An 18917-nucleotide genomic window follows, 5' to 3' on the forward strand; every position below is an offset into this window, starting at 1 on the left:
AGTCGTGGTATCTGGTACAAAACAGTGGTACATTCGGAATCGAAGCGTAAAGGTAACTTACTGTTATTCGGTGACTTCATTGTTGAGTCAATGAATCCTTGGTTCGATTCCGAGTCCGGGCACCACTTATTTAGAGAAACCAGCCTACGGGCTGGTTTTTTGCTTTTGGCGAGCCGGACTTTCCATCGAACTGCGTTCGATTCACTCGTCGCATCCCTGCGAATCGCCCTGCGGGCAGCGCGGTGCGCTGTGCAAAAACGCTCCCGGCGTTTTTGTCCGGTCCGGGCACCACTAATTTAAAGAACCCGCCCACAAGGCGGGTTTTTGCTTTTGGAGAGCCGGACTCTTCATCGAACTGCGTTCAATGATTCGCTGTATGTGGTTTAGAGCTTCGGCAAATGGCTCAAAGAGCGGTAAACGGCGGAAGGTCTACATCAAAACGGGCAAGCCACCGGGCAGTTGAGCTGTCGTCAAACCGGATTTCGCCGGCAATCGAGCCATACCCCAGGCTACCAATTTCCGGTGCGCGGATAGGTTTAAGTACCTTATTCACTTTCACGTACAGTTCAGGGTATGGATTATCCTTAACCCAGCCTAACTCCGGCCATTCTCCGGCTCGGATAATAACACCAGCATCATAAGGTATTATCTCAATCGATGCGTTACTCAGAGCACTCCGTAAATACTGAATTCCACCCAGTTTATTTAACCAACCATTATTAAAAAAGGTATGCCAGTTTACCGAGCGAATGCCTTCACGTGAATGTTTATCTGTTTTAGAATTTGTGATATCAAGACCAAGAAACTCCTGTCCAATTTCATATTCCAGATGCTGGTATCTTTCTTTTTCATGACATTGCTGTAGCCCAAGCCCCATAATTCCATGTAACGGCTTGAGTATGTTACAAAAAATCAACAGCAGCTTTTCGATATGTTCTTTATTGTTTAATTCAGCCACAGGAAGATTAAAACCAAAATAGCTAACAGGCTTGTGTATATTTTCAAACCACCCCGCAGGAGAATTTATTTCAATACTATAATCACTGGAATAGCGATATCCTTTTTCAGCAGACCACATAAAATCAAGATCATCACCGAAGCTATTAATAATCGTTTCTTTAAATTTTCCTGATGATATATGTCTATAAGCTATTTCTTTGTTTGGGTCATTAACACATCCCCACTTCAAATAATGTCCAAACTCATTATGGAATAGTTGCCAGGCCTCCGCGATATGTTCTCGATTTTCTTTAGTATAACCTTTATCAAGATAGAAACGTGCCACTATCCCCACTTGTAACGCGTTATGGTGTTCCGGACCATCCTCCGCACCGTAAGTAAAATCGTATTCGGCCTGCTTAAATTTCTCAAAAAAATCCATTTTATCTTTTCCTTAACAGGGCCTGCTCTCTGACAAGAGGCCCTTTTTTATTATTCCGGCATGATGAAAACGCTGCCTTTATCATCTCGCTTCAGCAGTTGCCAGAGGGCACGGTGTTTATTGCCGTGTTTATCTTCAAAATAAGGCATCTTCTGCCCTTCCCGCGTTTGAATATAGTCGGTGGTGCCGTTGACAATCGTGGCCCACTGGCCCGCGTAAGGCGCAATATCGTCTGTCCAGCAGCTTATCCGCACCGGATCTTTTGCCGCTGGCATGGTGGCAAGCGGCGGAAGGTCTACATCAAAGCGGGCAAGCCACCGGGCGGTGGAGTTTCTGTCAAAACGGATTTCGCCGGCAATCGAGCCATACCCCAGGCTACCAATTTCCGGTGCGCGGATAGGTTTAAGTACCTTATTCACTTTCACGTACAGTTCAGGGTATGGATTATCCTTAACCCAGCCTAACTCCGGCCATTCTCCGGCTCGGATAATAACACCAGCATCATAAGGTATTATCTCAATCGATGCGTTGCTCAGAGCATTCCGTAAATACTGAATCCCACCCAGTTTATTTAGCCACTCATTGTTAAAAAAAGTATACCAGTTAACGGAGCGTAGGCCCGACCTCATTTTTTTATCCGTATTAGAATTAATAACATCAACACCATTAAACTCATTGCAAATTTCATATTCGAGATGCTGATATCGTTCTTTTTCGTAGCACTGGTGAATTCCTAAACCCATTAACCCATGGAGTGGCTGTAAAATGTCGCAAAATTGAGAAAGAAGACCCTTTAAAAAATCCTTACGATTAAGTTCCGCAACAGGAATATAAAAACCAAAATAACTTACATTTTTATGAATTGATTCATACCATCCGGCCATAGATCCAGCTGAAACCGAATAATAACTGGCATAACGAAAACCCGTATCAGAATACCAGTCAAAAAAGAAACTCTCACCGAAGCTATCAGATATAGTTTTTTTTAATATTTTTGTTAATTTTACATTGTAATCCACAGGCTTGTTGGGATCATCAATATACCCCCACTTCAATTTCGCACCGAATTCATTATGGTAAAGCTGCCAGGCTTCAGCAATTCTGGCCCGGTTTTCTTTGGTATATCCTTTATCCAGGTAAAACCATGCCACTAATCCCACCTGTAAGGCGTTATGGTGTTCCGGGTCATCTTCCGCACCGTAAGTAAAATCGTATTCGGCCTGCTTAAATTTCTCAAAAAAGTCCATTTATCCGCTCCTTAATCGGGCCAGTAAACAAAATCCTGCGCTTGCTTCAGGGTAAATGTATTTGATGGCTGTTCTTCAGGTTCAGCCGCCGTCGCCATGCCGAGGTTGCCTGCCGGCAGCAAAAAGGTGGTTGCCGTTCTGGCATACTGCACCGCATTCCCGGCAATCATGCCCGTCAGGCTTTCTCCCGTCGCTACCGCGGCGGCTCCCAGGCCTGCCGTGGCGGGAATAACAACCATTGGCCCCGTCAGCAGGGCCCCGAGAAACCCGGCGGCTCGCTCCCGCTCCTGCGCCTGTCGGGCGATATCCCCGGCATCTTGCTGCGGTTTTAAGGTATTGACCTCCATGCCCACAGGAGGCACCCAGTAGTCGCCGGCCAACTGGTAGAAATGGTGTTGTACCTGACGAAACTCCTGCTCCATTTCTCCTTCCAGCAGGTGATACGCTGGCACATCCGGGCGCAGGCAGATCTGTTCGTTTTCTCCCTGCGCATCCGCTACCGGCTTATAGACCGGCTCCTGGACGGCATCCCGTATCCACTCGCGTTTGCGTTTGTCGTCTATTTGACAGACGTCGGTTTCAAGTAGACGGAAATTATCCTCATTACCAGCTATGTTCATATAATTTATTTGCTGTTCACGACTTAATCTGTCCCCCGGAAACTTAATCTCAATCACCGTATGAATATTTCCCTGGCTAAAGGCAGCGTTACCCGTCAGGGTGACGTCGCTGATTCGAATAACATCCGGTATCCGAAAGCTCCCCTTGCGTTTGAGCACAATATCCAGCGCATCATCCAGCATGATGTCACCGGCCTCCGGCGCAGGCAGTGTTTCCAGTTCATCCCGCGTCAGCAATTCGATAACGCGCTCCACTTCCCCCTCGGCCATTTCCCGCAGGCGCATTTCATGACCTCGTTTTATCAGGCGATACTGCGCGAGCGGGAAGCTGCTCGGCCAGTTAGGGTGCCGCCTGCTCATTAGCGGCGAGGGCGGATTGCGCGTCATGTCGTAGCCCACTTCGCCAATGTAAGGAAAATGGTAATTAAAGTTCCTGTCATCCTGCCGAATAAGCCGGGTCACCTTTCGCTGATACATCATCTTCCCGTCGGAGCGCTTCACGGGATATTTCAGCGCGTAGTTCACCTTCTCGCACAGGTACCATAGATCCAGCGGATTGGTGACTCTGGCCACCGTACCTTCAGGCGCTTTTACTGTTGTTGCCGTTCTTTGCGGCTCGCCCGGCACGCCGGCGGCTCTCTTCCCTGCTGCCATCAGTTTTCCTCCTTGTTGTAATCTGAAAAATCGAGCGACAGCGAGGTGCGGCTATCCCAGTAGCTGGCGCTGAAACATTCCCGACGGAAATGCTCCGGGTGCGGTGTCAGCGCGATTTCCTCACTCTGTTTGCTCCAGGCGCGCAGCGTCTCACCGTTGGCATCGGTTTCGCCGCGCAGCGTGCCGCCCGAAAACGTGAGCGTATAGGGGAAACCAGCCAGCGGCTTATTCGTCACCTGGTCGCGCACAATAAAGAATTCGCTGTACCCGTCCGCTATGGGCATAACGGGCATCTCCTGCGCCATCGCAGCCGCCGCCCCTACATACGTTCGCGGCACCTTGCGCAGATACACTCCGGTCGTGCCATATTCGATTTTCCCTTGTTCTATTTTCAGGTAGCTGCCACCGCCGATAAGCGTGATGCGCTTCTTGCCGGAAAAGGAAATATCGCGAGTGGAGGTCATTGTCAGCTTCTTCTGTGCCGCCAGACTCATCCTGCCGTTCTGCGCCTGCATCCCGACTGGCCCCTCGCCGGATTTCAGGCTCAGCGGGCCGGTGTGGGCAAACAGGCCGAGTTTGTCACCCGCCAGCGCTGTCATATTCCCCATCACGCCGACACTGATATCGCCCCCGGCATTGATGGCCACGTTTTTCGCGGCGGCAAGCTGCATATGCTCACCGCTGGTGAACGCCACGCCTTGCGGGCCATGAGCATGAATCATCTGGTTGAGCGGCCTGAGGCGCTCGTTAAACATGGCGGTCTGGCTGGCGATATCCGCCTGTAATGCCTGCGCCTGCTCTGCGACGCGGCTAAGCTCTTCAATCTGTTGCAGACAAAGCGTGATTTCTTTCAGGGCCGTTTCCATGTCCAGCACTTCGCCTGCGGCTCTGGCCTGCCCTTCAGCGGTGATGAACAGCCCTTTCGCCACGCGAATGACGCCATACTCATCGGTGCGCAGTTCAAAACCCGCGCCACGCGATTTTCCCTGCGCGTCAGCGACCTGCCCCTTATTAAGCTGTGACGCGCCATAAGGCGTGGTCAGCGCGATATGCTCTTCGCCGCGCCGGTCTTCCATGCGTAGCTCGTTATCGCCCGCGGTACGCAGAATGTTCTGGCTACGGTTGTCGCGATTCACCACATCAGCATGTTCAGAATCATGCAGCGCATGGGCGATGTAGGGCTGATCAATATCGCCATGACGCCAGGCGATCGCGACTTCTGTGCCATCAATAAGTGGCATATGCCAGCCTGCGTCCTCAGCGGTATAAGGCTTCGCCATTCTCAACCACACGTAGCCAAAACCCCGCTCGCTGTCGCTGCGGTCAACATCAAGCCTGACCCGGTAACGGCCGTACTCATCAAGATGGGCGTAGATATCGTGTTTCTCGCGGCTTTCCACACGGGCGGGCAGGGTTCCGTGAATTTCAGGGCGCGGCGGGCAATCCGGGCGAAAGCAGTAGCGCTCGGTGTATGGCTGTCCCAACACTGAAACATGCAGGCGGGAGTCACGTGCGCCCCTGTACGTCAGCAGGGTCATTAACACACCATTTTTCAGCGCGGTGATGACATCACCCTGGGGTTCCAGCACCTGGCCGGGTGCCAGATGGGGCGCGTTGCTGAAAAGATGCAGGCGGACTGATTTGTTCAGTTCACGCTCATGATCAATGCGCGCATAAAAGGCACCGCTCTCCGTCGCAGGTTCAGGCTCGTGCTCGTCCCCCTCTTCCTGATAGATGTCGCCATAGCGGTAATGCTCGCCTGTCGTCACTGCCTCACTGCGCACAGCAACCTGCGCCTGCATGGGCGACGTGGCGTTACGGTAGTTATAACGGTTCAAATAAGTCCGCCCTGATACGACGGTGTGCCAGCTACGCACGCCCCAGACGCTTTCCTCCGCCGACAACCCGGACGGCTCCCGGTAAGGCAACCGGATATTGAATTCATACTGAAGTTGCGTGTCGCCAAAAACCACCACATCAAGTTCTGTCGCGTCGTTCATCGCAAAGCGAAACCAGATGCCCACTTCGGCCAGTATCCGCTGGATAAATTCAAGATCGGTTTCCCGCCACTGGGTGATGATGTCGCGGTACGGGTATTCGCGGGAAAGCCGAAACTCAAAATCCGGCCCTTCCAGGCCGTGCGCCCGCAGTACCTGCTCTACAACTTCAGGCACCGACTGGTTCTGGAAGATGGCGCAGCGACGGGTACGGGAGAGCAAAGCGAGACGAGATTCCAGCGTGACCGCATAATGAGACTGGTCAGCGTTTGTTGAGAGCCACTCCAAACGGGTAATGACACCATAAATAGTTTTCAGCCCATTCATATCAAAACGGGCATACTTCATCAGGGCATCTTCGCGCGGAACGGTGTGCGGCGTGGTAAATTCAATTCGCCACGAAAAAGGCTCACTCAGCGCCTCCCGTCCTCTGAATATCAGCACATCGGGGTTTACAGGGCAGTCGTTAATATCCAGAAGATAACGCGATAAAGAAATATTACCGGTGATTGCTGTATGTTTCATTCGCTTACGTATCCCTGTAATAGTAATGCTTTTATTTCAAAAGCACTTTAATGAAGTGATTATTCTCTTTTAATTATCTGCCAAAAACAAGTTATCGAAATTATCGCCGTGTTACTACAACGGATTTATTTTAACGTATCGCTAAATGCGTTTGAGTATAGTAATCCAGTAACGCATTGATAAACAGGACAGTGGTCTTTTATTTCATTCATTATTTGTTATATGAAGCCTAGCCTTATTCATATTATTTATGCATTTACTTTTCCGGACCATTATTTGTGCTTCTGATGAGAGATTAAAGAAAAGAGATGATATCTGATACATCTCTTTATAAAGCGCACGCCCTGGTAACGCATCGGGGAAATGAGCCCTGGAGACAGGAGCTTTTAATTTGCACTTAAAGCGTTACGCCAGTAGCGGCTTTGCCATCGAATTATCTGCGTTCTGGATAAAGTTGATGGCTAAGAGACCTCATCGCTCCCATTGTTTCTCTCCTTGCAATCCCCCCCTTTTGCGCTAAACAGTAACTTTTACTCAAGTGAAGGATCGCTGATGCCGCTCTCCCGCTCGCTGTATCTACCCATCGGCACATTGCTGCTGGCGCTGCTGCTTCTTCTCACCGCGCTGACCACCGAACGACGGCTCACCTGGCTGATGGAAGTGGTGCCGGTGTTTATCGTGGTGCCGGTGCTGTGGACCACCGCCAAGCGCTACCCGCTCACGCCGCTGCTTTATGCGTTGATTTTCACCGGCTGCGTGTCGCTTATCGTTGGTGGGATGTATTCCTACGCGCGGGTGCCTGTCGGGTTTATGGTGCAGGAGTGGCTCGGGATGGCGCGCAACCCGTATGACCGGTTCGGCCATGTGTTGCAGGGTTTAGTAGTGTCGCTGTCGGCGCGGGAGGTGCTGGCGCGCGGCGGCTACCGGCTCGGCGCGAAAATGCTCGCATTCCTGGTCTGCTGCGTGACGCTTGCTATCAGCGCCTTTTACGAGCTGATCGAGTGGTGGGTGGCGCTGGCGCTCGGCAAAGACGCGGATGATTTTCTCGGCACGCAAGGCGACGAGTGGGACACGCAGGCGGATATGCTCTGCGCGCTCCTCGGCGCGTTTATCTCGGTGTTTGCGCTGGCGCGCTGCCATACCCGCCAGCTTAAACGCGTAATGCGCGAATAAAAAAGCCGCCCGCAGGCGGCCTGATGCGTTTAGCGCTTGCGCATCTCCGGTAGGAAGAGATCGCCGCGCAGCACGCCGCTGCCCAGCACATCCTGCGTTTTCTCGTTCAGCCAGCCCACAATGCGCGCGGCCATCACATCCATTGAGTATTCAATGGCCGGAATCGTCGGCACGCCCGGCATTTGCAGCGTACCCGCGAGGCTAAAAACCATGATGTCGTCCGGCACCGATTTATTAAATGCCTGAAGCTGCGGAATAACCCGCTGCGCCTCCTGATCGTCCGCCACCAGCAGCGCATTGAAGTTAAGCGTCGTCGCGTTGTTGAGCAACTCCTGTAACGCCACCGAGGAGGAGGTGGCATCCATAAACACCAGGTTACGGTTAAACGGCAGGAAGTTGCGCTCCAGCGCCAGCTTATAGCCGAGCAGCACCTGATCGGCGAAGCCGTTGCCCTGCGGATAAATCAGCGCTATCTGGCGGCGGTTCTGCCGAATCAGATAGTTACAGGCGGTTTCCACGGCGAACGCGTGATCGTAATGCAGACTGGGGGCGTTTTCGCTCTCCATGCAGTCCACGAGGATCACATTTTCCTGGGTGATGTTTAACGGAAACCGCGCGCCGATAATCAGCACGTCGTCACACAGGCCGCTGGTGAGCTCGTCCAGCGCGTTCATCACTTCATGCTTGCTGTTGGCGAAGCGCAGCAGCAGGTGTTTCTGGTGCTGGCTGAGCTGTTTTTCCAGCGCGTAGAGATAGCCCGTGGTCTGGTTGATATTCTCCTGCGCGCAGATAACGCCGATACAGCCAGTGCTCTGGCTTAACAGCGACTGTGCGATAACATTGGGCCGGTAATTGAGTTCATCGACGGCTTTTAGCACGGCCTGACGGCTGGCTTCCTTCACGCCGCGCGATCCGCTCAACACCCGTGACACCGTGGCCTTTGAGACCCCGGCCAGACGCGATACGTCGTTGATTGTTGACATCTTTTTCCCCTGGCAGAAACCTGGCTTTCTGCGTCAAATCTTCATCAAAAATCGTTCAGATGATAACCGCCTGAAGTATATCCGTTTCCCGAAATCATGGAAACCGATTTTCCGTTTCGTGTCCGTGGTACGCATTTCACCCGAAAAGCTGTGACACAAATCCAATTAATTCTCGCGATAAAGCGGAGATCATGACGGGTTTCACACTTCTCTTTTTTATAAATGGAAATCGGTTTCCATATCCTATCCAATCATCTCCGCAATAAGTTTTTACATTTAAGGATGAGGCCATGTACAAGATTATGCTGTGTTGCTCTGCGGGGATGTCCACCAGTCTGCTGGTGAGAAAGATGGTTGACGCGGCAGGGGAACGGGATCTTCCCGTACAGATTGAAGCCTGGGGCGTTGCCGAATTTGATACGCAGTTTCCAAAGTATCAGGTGGTGCTGCTCGGGCCGCAGGTGAAGTATATGTTACCGACGCTGTCGCAAAAGGCTGCCGCTCACGGCATTCCTGTTCAGGCCATCGACATGATGGATTACGGAATGCAGCGTGGCGACAAAGTGCTGGATTACGCGCTCTCGCTTATTGAAGCCGCGCATTAGAAACAGGATCTCGCCCATGAGTTCTTTATATCAGTCGATGGTTGCCGTTATTGAACAGACGATTACGCCGCTCGCCGGGAAACTCGGCCAGCAGAAATATGTTATCGCCATTCGTGACGGCTTCACCGCGGCGCTGCCGTTCATGATTATCGGCTCGTTTATGCTGGTGTTTATCTTCCCGCCGTTCTCTGCCGATACCACGGTCGGCTTTGCCCGCGCCTGGCTCGATTTCTCGCAGACGTACCGCGAACAGCTAATGCTGCCGTTTAATCTCAGCATGGGCGTGATGACCTTTTTTATCTCCGTTGGCGTCGGCGCGAGCCTCGGGCGTCAGTTCCAGCTCGATCCCGTCATGGCGGGCCTGCTGGCGTTTATGGCGTTCCTGCTGGTGGCCGCCCCCTACGCCGACGGCAAAATCTCCACGCAGTATCTCTCAGGCCAGGGCATTTTCACGGCGCTGATTACGGCGATTTACTCCACCCGCGTCTACGCGTGGCTCAAGGAGCACAAGGTGACCATCCGCCTGCCGAAAGAGGTGCCGACCGGCGTGGCGCGCTCGTTTGAAATTCTCATTCCGGTTATCGCGGTGATGGGAACGCTGCATCCGCTGAACCTGTTTATCGAAGCGCAAACCAGCATGATCATGCCGCAGGCGATTATGCATCTGCTGGAGCCGCTGGTTTCCGCGTCGGACTCCCTGCCTGCCGTATTACTCTCCGTGTTGCTGTGCCAGATCTTCTGGTTTGCGGGCATTCACGGCTCGCTTATCGTCACCGGCATTATGAACCCGTTCTGGATGGCGAATCTCTCCGCCAACCAGGCGGCGCTGGCCGCGGGCGCTGCGCTGCCGCACACCTATCTGCAAGGCTTCTGGGATCATTACCTGCTGATTGGCGGCGTCGGCTGCACCCTGCCGCTGGCGTTTTTGCTCCTTAAAAGCCGGGCGACACACCTGCGCACCATCGGCAAAATGGGCATCGTGCCGAGCTTTTTTAATATCAACGAACCGATTTTGTTCGGCGCGCCGATCATCATGAACCCCATTCTGTTTATCCCGTTCGTCTGCGTGCCGCTGGTCAACGCCGTACTCGCCTGGACCGCCACACGACTGGGGCTGATTGAACAGGTGGTGTCGCTCACGCCCTGGACGACGCCTGCGCCCATCGGCGCTTCCTGGGCCGCCAACTGGGCGCTGGCCCCGGTGGTGATGTGCCTTATCTGCATGGTGATGTCGGCGTTAATTTATCTGCCGTTCCTGCGCGCCTATGAACGCTCACTTATTAAGACCGAAGAGCTGAAAGCGCGTAACGCGGCCCCACAGGCGCAAACCGTGACAGGATAATTCCCGTCGCGCCAGGGACGGCGCGGCTCAAATAACGACACCGGAAATAACAGGCAGTAAACGCGTGGCGGTATTTCGCTATGCGGGGAGCGTTACGCCTTTTTATTCCCTTTCATCAATGAAGAGTAACAAAGAATGATTGCACTGGAAGAAGCGGTAATGGAAATCATCGTCAATGCGGGGCAGTCGCGCAGCCTCTGCTTTGAAGCGCTGCACGCCGCCCGGGCGGGCAATTTCAGCGAGGCGCAACACCTGCTGCGCGAAGCCGACGGCTACGCCCGTCAGGCGCATAAGATGCAGACGAAGCTGATTGAACAGGACGCGGGCGAAGGCCGCCAGCCGATGACCTTAATTATGGTTCACGCGCAGGATCATTTAATGAATTCCCTGCTGGCGCGCGAATTTTCTGAAGAGCTGATTCATTTATATCAGCGTCAGTAAATAAATTATTTTATTCGCGGCAGAAGATCCTCTGTGGGCGATAAATAAACCGCTGTACCCGAAACGACGTAAATACGCTTTTCCGATGATAGCGCATTAATTCTGGCCCGCCAGAAGGGAAAGCTGTTGTCTTAATAATAGTGACGATAAAGAGATAATTATGACTACGTTAAAAAAACTTCCATTAACCCTGGCGGTTATCGCCGCCCTTTGCCCTGTATCTGTGCTCGCTCAGGAATACACCCAGGAACAGATTGACGCCATGGTGGCGAAAGCGGTGGATAAAGCACTGGCCGAGCGCCAGGCGAAAATCGACGCCGCCATGAACAAAAAAGCCGATGTGGTCACCGAGCCGCAAAGCCCAGCCCAGACGCCGGATCTGGCGATTCCGTTCGGCGTGAAGTTTACCGGCTACGCCCGTTATGGCGCGCATTACCAGAGCGGCGACCAGAAATATGTCGCGGTTGACGGCTCCTATAACGGCGCCTCCGCCATTGGCCGTCTCGGCAACGAAGGCAACGGCGGCGAATTCCAGCTCTCGAAGGCCTTTAAAGGCGGCAACGGCGCAATCTGGGATGTCAACGTGATGTTTGACCACTGGGGCGACGAAGTGAACCTGAAAAAAGCCTACGCGGGCGTGACTAATCTGCTGGAATCGAACCCGAACGCCTATTTCTGGGCCGGCCGCGATTTCCACCAGCGTCCGCAACAGGGTATCAACGACTACTTCTGGATGAACCACGACGGCCAGGGCGCCGGGGTGAAGAACTTCGATCTGGGCGGTGTTCAGTTTGATGTGGCGGTGGTGGCCGCCGTGGAATCCTGTAGCCCGGAAGTGATGGAAGACGAAGCGAACCCGTCGCGCATCACCTGTACTGGCGGCTCCGGCACCGGCGATAAAGGCAACTACGCGGCGACATCGAAAATCCACGGCATGAAAGTCGGCCCGCTCGATCTGGAGCTGTACGCCAACTACGGCTTTGACTCAAAAGCCGTCGATCGCGATGAGCGCCTGAAAGCCTGGCAGGGCGGCGTGGTGCTGAGCCATACCAACGACAGCGGCGTGAATAAGCTCATCGCCCGCTACTCCGATAATTCAGATAACAGCGTGTATAACAAAACCGACGATCTGACCACGGTATACGCGAGCTTCGAAGGGCTGCACAGATTCACGCAGCAGGCGCAGGTGGAGTATCTGCTGGCGTTCCACGATTACGACAATGACCGTGACGATCGCGATAACCGCCGCAACTATAACGCCATCGTGCGTCCGATGTATTTCTGGAACGACGTCCACTCGACCTGGCTTGAAGCAGGCTGGCAGCGCGTTGATTACCAGGAAGGCGGCGATAACAGCGGCTGGAAAGTGACGCTCTCGCAGAACATGTCTATCGCGATGGGCCCGGAATTCCGCCCGATGCTGCGCTTCTACGTGACCGGCGGCGAAGTGGATAACAAACGCACCGCGCGCGTCAACAATACCGACGACACCACGCTCGATTCGCTGAATATCGGCGCGATGTGGGAAGCCTGGTGGTAATCAGGCTGGGATAACGTACGCAAAAAAACCCGCCGCCGGCGCACCGGGGCGGGTTTTGCTGTTTATCGCGCGTTACGCCGGGCTTGCTGCGGGTGGGGTTCGGCCCTCTTCAGCCGCCTCCTGCGGCTTTTCTTCTTCCGGCACATCAGGCTGGATAATCACACGGCTTGGCAGCGCAAGGCGCACACCCAGCTCCTGAAGCCCTTCCATAATGCGCAGGTTGATCTCCTGCTGCAGGTCCATGTACTGGTTGTAATCCGCCGTATTAATGATGTGCACCACTTCGTAGGTCAGGCGATCCTGATCAAAAGTGGCGAAGTGCGCGCGGTCGAAACGGGTATCACCGCTCTGCTCGATAATGGATTTCACCATCGGGCCAATCTGGCGCAGCTTCTCCGGCGGCGTGGCGAGCGAGACGCCAAAGGTGAATACGATACGGCGCGTCTGCATGCGCTTGTAGTTGTGAATGGTTTGCTGAAGCAGAATGGCGTTCGCGCAGACAATCTGCTCGCCGCTTAAGCTGCGGATACGCGTGGTTTTCAGGCCGATATGTTCGATGGTGCCGGAGACATCGTTAAAGACGATGAAATCGCCAATTTCAAAGGGTTTGTCAAAGCCAATCGAGAGCGAGGCGAACACATCGCTCAGCACCGTCTGCACCGCCAGCGCAATAGCGATACCGCCGACGCCGAGGCTCGCCACCAGCGCGGTGATATTGACCCCGGCGTTAGCAAGAATCGACAGTAGCATCACCGCCCAGATCAGCGCGCGGATTATCAGCCCCAGAATAACCATCGTCACCGGATTACGGTGCGTGCCAGGGCGCATTAGGGAATGGTGCAGCCACGACTGCACCGCCTGATCGAACCAGAGCGCGATTTGCAACGCCAGCACCAGGAACCAGGCGTGGGAAATGGTACTGTGTATCCGGTCAGGCAGGCTGACAAACTGCAAACTGAAAAGAAAGGCGGCGAAGAGGATCAAAATGCGTCGCGTCTTTCTTAATACGTCGAGAAAGACCTTATACGCTGAGCCGTTATTATGTTCCTCCGCCCAGCGCGCGATGCGCTTGTGCAGTATCGCGAGAATTTTACTGACGACCCAGTAAGTGACGAGGGTTATCGCCAGCACCAGCAAGACATTTCCCCAGAACGTTAATGATGTCATCAGGCGCAAAAAATTGGTGTGCAGAATGTAATCCATTCTTCCTCCCTGGTCGGTAGCCCTAAAGTGAAACCTGAGTATAGACCATCGCTAATAGGGCTCTTTTCATAGGTTTAGGCTGTCTTCAAGCATAAAAAAAGCCCCTTCATCAGAAGGGGCTTAATGCAGAAATTAACAGAGCGGGGTTTCACGCCGTAACGGCTTAATACCCTTTGGAGCGGGAGATTTTATCCAGATACCCCATCACAAACGCCGACAGCACAAATGTCAGGTGGATAATGACATACCACATCAATTTATTATCCGGCACGTTCTTCGCATCCATAAAGACACGCAGCAGGTGAATGGAGGAGATGGCGACAATCGACGCTGCCACTTTATTTTTCAACGAGCTGGCGTCCATTTTCCCCAGCCAGCTCAGTTTTTCCTTACCTTCATGAATATCAAGCTGGGAGACGAAGTTTTCATAGCCGGAAAACATCACCATGACCAGCAATCCGCCCACCAGCGTCATGTCTACCAGCGACAGTAACAGCAGGATCAGATCCGCCTCAGCAATCGTCAGAATGTTCGGCAGAACGTGAATAATTTCCTGGAAGAATTTGACGGTCAGCGCCAGTAGCGCCAGAGAAAGCCCGAAATAAACCGGGGCCAGCAGCCAGCGTGAGGCGTACATTGCGTTTTCGATAAAGCGTTCCATAGCGTCCTGAAAAATAGCCAGAATGGCTTTCAGTATAACGCACAGAGGTGACGGTCTGACAACAGACGGAAGGGATCAGACCTGGGTGATATCGACCTGCGGGCGCTGGAACTCGGGCCAGACGATCGCCACCAGTTGCGGATAGGCTTCCTGGCTGAATTCATGGAAGCAGTGGCGCAGGTTGAGCACTTCGATATCAGAGAAAGTGACTAACTCACCGTTCAGACAGCGTTTTTTTAAATTATCGTAATATTTATAAACGGCTGAATTAAGATTACTGCAACGGCGCTGCGCCTCAAATAAACCCGGCGTGGCGTTCAGTTCTTCAAATGTCATTTTTTTAATGGTGGCGTTCGTAAAATCGATATATTCATGATTAACGCGCCAGTACCACAATGGCGTAATTGCGTTAAGGAGCGCGGAGAAATGGTCCTCGCCCTCTTCTTTGTTACGCGGCGGGATGGGATCTGCGCCAGAAGCGTTGTCTGGTTTATTGGCACCATTTTCTTTCATAAAAAAAAGCACGCCGCTTAAAAGCAGCAGCAAGGTAATGACAGAATAAAAAATACTGTTCATGCGCAGGCTCCGTTTTTTTTGATTTTAATTTTCCGGCATGTTATTGTCAACGAAAACCATCCGGCGTATTTCTTTATCCTTCTGATATAAAAGGAAATAACATCAATGTTGCCCGACAATCTTGTGCCGGCGCGTTATCGTATTCCCACACCCGACAACCACCCCTCCGGCGAACAAAATAGCGAAAATTTAACTCAGGGAAAGCCAAAGCTCGAAGAATATGAAACGGACATATTGAGCGGCAAATCTCTGGCGGGCCAGAGCGGCAACGTACTGCTGGAAGAACGCGACCGCCATATTAAAGCACGCCTGCTCAGTGTGGTTAAAATTGAGGCTTACACTAAAGTCCTGAATAAACTGGTCGAAGATAATGCTATTAGCGCTGAAGAATTGGCTGAACTGATCGCCACGAAAACCGCGCAGATAAATGAAGCGGGTAATAAAATTTGGCTTAATCTCATTACCCAGGAAAAAGACGCCCCCGTTTTTTATAAGTTCGAGGATTAACTGGCGTGACGGAAATAACCTCCAGCCACCAATATTTCACTTTAGATAAGCAAGAAGAACAGAAATTTATCTTAAGTCAGAATTTGCAGGCGCTGATTAATGAAAAAAATGAAGCCATTGCCGGTTATACCCGGGCCGTGCTGACGATACCGGCCGCCCTGGTTCAACTGAAATGGCAAAATCGCCGCGAAATCTATCCGTTTCTGGTGAAAGAAGAGGTTTATGGCGCTGTACTTGAAGAGATCATGAAGCGTTATCCGCAGCTGCGCGCGCAAATCCTGAAGGCGATTGAAGAAAATTATCAGCAGATTAAAGCGCAGGAAGCCGAAACGCTGATGTTAAGCCGCAGGCTCGCCGAGGGTAACTGCCAGACTTCTTCCGTCACGCCGCTTCCCGAACCGCCCGTCGCCTCACCCGACAAGTAGCGCGCCCGCGTTCTGTCCGCCGTTTTCCTCCTGCGTTATTACCTCCGTCACCTGATCCAGCGTTCCGATTTGCACATCCCCGGTACGATTACGCTTGCTTCGGTCTATCAACAGCAGCGATTGCGCCGCCCGGCGCAGCAGCAGCGTTTTGTACTCCGCGTTCCACGAGCGCGCGTCCCAGATGGTGCCCGCTTCATCAATCCCCTGGCATGAGAAAAGAAACAGATCGATATCGATATGCTTCAATAACGCAGGCAGCGACGGATTTTCATAGCACGCCGCCTGACGATGCAGAATGCCGCCGGTGCTGATAAGCGTTATCTGCTCGCGTCTGGCGACCTCCTGCCCTACCCGCACGCTGTTGGTGAAAATGGTGAGCGGGATATCCGGCAACTGCCGCGCCAGATACCAGCAGGTGGTGCTGGCATCGAGCGCCACCACCATTCCGGCGTCGAGCCAGTTTAGCGCATTACGCGCGATATCCATCTTATGCGCATGGTGGCTTTTCATGCGCGCCTGGAACGGATCGTCATGGCTTTGCACATCACGCCGCAGTGCCCGCGCCCGCCCGTGGCTGCGCAGAATTTTCCCGGCGCGCTGCAGCTCGCTCAGATCGCGCCGGATGGTCTCCTGACTTACAGCAAGGCGGTGCGCCAGCGCCTGGGTGCTCAGCGCCTCATGCGCCCACAAGAGCCTGATAATCTTCTGCTGACGCTCATTTTTCATCCTGCTGCTCCGACGGTGAATGGCCTGGATTGCACGCTGTTCATTATTGCAGCAGACGCGCAAAAAGGAGAACCGGGCCGCGCCGGAAATACAGAAAATCCTGATAATTTTCGACAGCGCAGCATGAGGCACTACCCTTAGAGGACGCTTTGATAACGAGGAGGAACTTATGGCGAACGACCAGAACAAGATCCAGGACCCGACGACCCAGTACTTCACCGGGGAATATCCAAAGCAGAAACAGCCTGCGCCGGGCATTCAGGCCAAAATGGAGCCGGTGCCGGACTGCGGTGAGAAAAGCTACAAGGGAAGTGGTCGCCTTCAGGATCGTAAGGCACTGGTGACAGGGGGCGATTCCGGTATTGGTCGCGCTGCCGCCATTGCTTACGCGCGAGAAGGCGCGGACGTGGTGCTGAACTACCTCCCGGAGGAGCAGCAGGACGCCGAAGAAGTGAAGGCGCTGATTGAAGAGGCGGGCCGCAAAGCGGTGCTGATCCCAGGCGATCTGACCGACGAGAAATTCGCCCGCGATCTGGTGCACCGCGCCATTAAAGAGCTGGGCGGGCTGGATATTCTGGCGCTGGTGGCCGGTAAGCAGACCGCCGTTGAGGATATCGCGAATCTCACCAGCGAGCAGTTCCAGAAAACCTATGCGACTAACGTGTTCGCGCTGTTCTGGATAACCCAGGAGGCGCTGCCGCACCTGAAACCGGGTGCCAGCATTATCACCACGTCATCCATTCAGGCGTATCAGCCAAGCCCGCATCTGCTGGATTACGCGTCCACGAAGGCCGCTATCCTCAACTACAGCCGCGGGCTTGCCAAACAGGTAGCGGAAAAAGGCATTCGCGTGAATATCGTGGCCCCAGGCCCTATCTGGACGCCGCTGCAAATCTGCGGTGGTCAGCCGCAGGAGAAAATCCCGCAGTTCGGCCAGCAGACGCCGCTTAAGCGCGCAGGCCAGCCGGCGGAACTGGCGCCGATTTATGTCTATCTGGCAAGCCAGGAATCGAGCTATGTCACCGCCGAGGTTCACGGTGTCACCGGCGGCGAGCACCTGAGTTAATTGCCCCTTCGGGACAATAAAAAAGCGCGGCTTATGCCGCGCTTTTTCTTTGGCTGAAAGCGTAAGCGTTACTTCGCTTTCGTCACTTCCTGTCCGACCAGGCCGATTTTCAGATAGCCCGCCTGATGCAGCGTGTCCATCACGTTCATCATGGTTTCGTAGTCGACGGTTTTATCCGCGCGGAAGAAAATCGTGGTGTCTTTCTTGCCGCCGGTCTGGGTGTCGAGCGCGCTAATCATCGAATCACGCGTCACCGGATCGTTGCCGATAAACATCGTTTTATCCGCCTTCACCGACAGATAGACTGGTTTTTCCGGGCGCGGCTGCGGCTCGCTGGACGCGGCCGGCAGGTTCACCTTCACATCGACCGTCGCAAGCGGTGCCGCCACCATAAAGATAATCAGCAGCACCAGCATCACGTCGATAAACGGCGTGACGTTAATTTCGTGCATTTCGCCGTTATCATCGAGATTTTCGTTAAAACGCATCGCCATAGGATTAACCTACACGCAGTTTCTGAGCGGTACGCACCGGCTGCGCCTGGGCGCTGGCTTCAAGATCCAGATCGCGGCTTTGCAGCAGCAGAACCTGGGCTGCCACATCGCCAAGCGTGGCTTTATAGCTGCCGATGGTGCGCGCGAAGATGTTATAGATAACCACCGCCGGGATAGCGGCGACAAGACCGATGGCCGTCGCGAGCAGCGCTTCGGCGATACCTGGTGCCACCACCGCGAGGTTGGTGGTTTGCGACTGCGCGATGCCGATAAAGCTGTTCATGATGCCCCACACGGTGCCGAACAGACCCACAAACGGCGAAATCGCGCCGATGGTCGCGAGATAACCGTTGCCGCGCCCCATGTGACGCCCTGCCGCCGCCACGCGGCGCTCAAGGCGAAAGCCAGTGCGCTCTTTAATACCTTCGTTATCTTCGCTGCCCGCCGAGAGTTCACGCTCATTCTGCGCTTCTTCAATAAGGCGCGCGCTCAGGCTTTTCGGGCCGAAACGTTCGGCCATTTCACGCGCGTCGTCCAGCGTGCGGGCGCCAGCCAGCTCCTGCTGTTCGCGCTTAAGGCGGCGTTTGTGGCCAGACAGCTCAACGCTTTTACTGAAGAAAATCGCCCAGGTCACGACGGACGCCAGAATGAGGCCAATCATGACGATTTTCACCACGATGTCGGCATGCTGATACATGCCCCAGACGGAAAGATCCGTCTGCATCAAATTATTTCCCACTGTGCATCTCCA

The 18917-nt window shown here is 53.6% G+C and carries 19 protein-coding genes; 8 read left to right on the forward strand and 11 right to left on the reverse strand.

Annotated elements, in window-relative coordinates; translation table 11 throughout:
* Positions 1 to 403 precede the first annotated feature (403 nt).
* The 4 genes from G9X48_RS19450 to vgrG are packed head-to-tail and all read right to left on the reverse strand — an operon-like array spanning position 404 to position 6424.
* Positions 404 to 1381: a type VI immunity family protein gene (locus G9X48_RS19450; RefSeq protein WP_097641222.1), complete on the reverse strand. Its 978-nt coding sequence runs from the start codon at positions 1379 to 1381 to the stop codon at positions 404 to 406.
* 50 nt (positions 1382 to 1431) lie between these two features.
* Positions 1432 to 2628: a type VI immunity family protein gene (locus G9X48_RS19455; RefSeq protein ID WP_097641221.1), complete on the reverse strand. Its 1197-nt coding sequence runs from the start codon at positions 2626 to 2628 to the stop codon at positions 1432 to 1434.
* Positions 2629 to 2639: 11 nt separating this feature from the next.
* Positions 2640 to 3902: a VRR-NUC domain-containing protein gene (locus G9X48_RS19460; protein WP_032987955.1), complete on the reverse strand. Its 1263-nt coding sequence runs from the start codon at positions 3900 to 3902 to the stop codon at positions 2640 to 2642.
* Positions 3902 to 6424, reverse strand: coding sequence for a type VI secretion system tip protein VgrG (gene vgrG / locus G9X48_RS19465; protein ID WP_097641220.1), 2523 nt, complete (start codon positions 6422 to 6424; stop codon positions 3902 to 3904). Before vgrG ends, G9X48_RS19460 begins: the two co-directional genes overlap by 1 nt.
* A gap of 552 nt (positions 6425 to 6976) precedes the next feature.
* Here vgrG and G9X48_RS19470 point away from each other — a divergent pair.
* Positions 6977 to 7597, forward strand: coding sequence for a DUF2238 domain-containing protein (locus tag G9X48_RS19470; RefSeq protein ID WP_097641219.1), 621 nt, complete (start codon positions 6977 to 6979; stop codon positions 7595 to 7597).
* A 29-nt stretch (positions 7598 to 7626) separates the two neighbouring features.
* On the opposite strand, the gene G9X48_RS19475 is transcribed toward G9X48_RS19470, so the two are convergent.
* Entirely contained in the window at positions 7627 to 8580 is a 954-nt protein-coding gene (locus tag G9X48_RS19475; protein WP_007764195.1) for a LacI family DNA-binding transcriptional regulator, read from the reverse strand.
* Between the two features lie 290 nt (positions 8581 to 8870).
* On the opposite strand from G9X48_RS19475, the gene G9X48_RS19480 reads away from it, so the two are divergent.
* The 4 genes from G9X48_RS19480 (at position 8871) to G9X48_RS19495 (ending at position 12508) form a co-directional block, all read left to right on the forward strand.
* Positions 8871 to 9185, forward strand: coding sequence for a PTS sugar transporter subunit IIB (locus G9X48_RS19480; RefSeq protein ID WP_004384873.1), 315 nt, complete (start codon positions 8871 to 8873; stop codon positions 9183 to 9185).
* 16 nt (positions 9186 to 9201) lie between these two features.
* Complete coding sequence (locus G9X48_RS19485) at positions 9202 to 10527, forward strand: PTS transporter subunit EIIC (protein ID WP_097647220.1); 1326 nt, start codon at positions 9202 to 9204, stop codon at positions 10525 to 10527.
* Between the two features lie 135 nt (positions 10528 to 10662).
* Positions 10663 to 10968 (forward strand): PTS lactose/cellobiose transporter subunit IIA, encoded by a 306-nt coding sequence (locus G9X48_RS19490; protein WP_004384871.1) that lies wholly within the window; start codon positions 10663 to 10665, stop codon positions 10966 to 10968.
* 160 nt (positions 10969 to 11128) lie between these two features.
* The gene (locus G9X48_RS19495; protein ID WP_085046389.1) at positions 11129 to 12508 is read left to right on the forward strand and encodes a carbohydrate porin; all 1380 of its coding nucleotides are present in this window, start codon (positions 11129 to 11131) and stop codon (positions 12506 to 12508) included.
* 72 nt (positions 12509 to 12580) lie between these two features.
* On the opposite strand, the gene G9X48_RS19500 is transcribed toward G9X48_RS19495, so the two are convergent.
* The 3 genes from G9X48_RS19500 to G9X48_RS19510 all read right to left on the reverse strand — a co-directional run bounded on the left by G9X48_RS19500 (position 12581) and on the right by G9X48_RS19510 (position 14948).
* Complete coding sequence (locus G9X48_RS19500) at positions 12581 to 13711, reverse strand: mechanosensitive ion channel family protein (protein WP_004384869.1); 1131 nt, start codon at positions 13709 to 13711, stop codon at positions 12581 to 12583.
* A gap of 163 nt (positions 13712 to 13874) precedes the next feature.
* Positions 13875 to 14372 carry a TIGR00645 family protein gene (locus G9X48_RS19505; protein WP_004384868.1) on the reverse strand — a complete coding sequence of 166 codons (498 nt, stop codon included), beginning with the start codon at positions 14370 to 14372 and terminating at the stop codon, positions 13875 to 13877.
* Positions 14373 to 14447: 75 nt separating this feature from the next.
* Positions 14448 to 14948 carry a hypothetical protein gene (locus G9X48_RS19510; protein ID WP_007774537.1) on the reverse strand — a complete coding sequence of 167 codons (501 nt, stop codon included), beginning with the start codon at positions 14946 to 14948 and terminating at the stop codon, positions 14448 to 14450.
* Between the two features lie 105 nt (positions 14949 to 15053).
* Here G9X48_RS19510 and G9X48_RS19515 point away from each other — a divergent pair, with 105 nt between their 5' ends.
* Positions 15054 to 15455, forward strand: coding sequence for a hypothetical protein (locus G9X48_RS19515; RefSeq protein ID WP_004384867.1), 402 nt, complete (start codon positions 15054 to 15056; stop codon positions 15453 to 15455).
* A gap of 5 nt (positions 15456 to 15460) precedes the next feature.
* A complete protein-coding gene (locus G9X48_RS19520; RefSeq protein WP_105629548.1) occupies positions 15461 to 15880 on the forward strand; it encodes a cytoplasmic protein in 420 nt (139 codons plus the stop codon).
* Here the strand turns inward: G9X48_RS19520 and fucR are convergent.
* A complete protein-coding gene (gene fucR, locus G9X48_RS19525) occupies positions 15866 to 16606 on the reverse strand; it encodes an L-fucose operon activator (RefSeq protein ID WP_007897774.1) in 741 nt (246 codons plus the stop codon). The genes G9X48_RS19520 and fucR overlap by 15 nt on opposite strands.
* A gap of 169 nt (positions 16607 to 16775) precedes the next feature.
* Between fucR and G9X48_RS19530 the strand changes: the two genes are divergently transcribed.
* Positions 16776 to 17672: an SDR family oxidoreductase gene (locus tag G9X48_RS19530; RefSeq protein ID WP_007897776.1), complete on the forward strand. Its 897-nt coding sequence runs from the start codon at positions 16776 to 16778 to the stop codon at positions 17670 to 17672.
* Positions 17673 to 17740: 68 nt separating this feature from the next.
* Here G9X48_RS19530 and exbD read toward each other — a convergent pair whose 3' ends face one another.
* Both exbD and exbB read right to left on the reverse strand, forming a co-directional pair.
* The gene (exbD, locus tag G9X48_RS19535; RefSeq protein ID WP_097641380.1) at positions 17741 to 18166 is read right to left on the reverse strand and encodes a TonB system transport protein ExbD; all 426 of its coding nucleotides are present in this window, start codon (positions 18164 to 18166) and stop codon (positions 17741 to 17743) included.
* Positions 18167 to 18170: 4 nt separating this feature from the next.
* A complete protein-coding gene (exbB, locus tag G9X48_RS19540; protein ID WP_007871016.1) occupies positions 18171 to 18905 on the reverse strand; it encodes a tol-pal system-associated acyl-CoA thioesterase in 735 nt (244 codons plus the stop codon).
* Between the last annotated feature and the right edge of the window lie 12 nt (positions 18906 to 18917).

It is taken from the genome of Cronobacter sp. HA18006, assembly GCF_011605445.1.
In the GTDB taxonomy this organism is placed as follows: domain Bacteria; phylum Pseudomonadota; class Gammaproteobacteria; order Enterobacterales; family Enterobacteriaceae; genus Cronobacter; species Cronobacter sakazakii.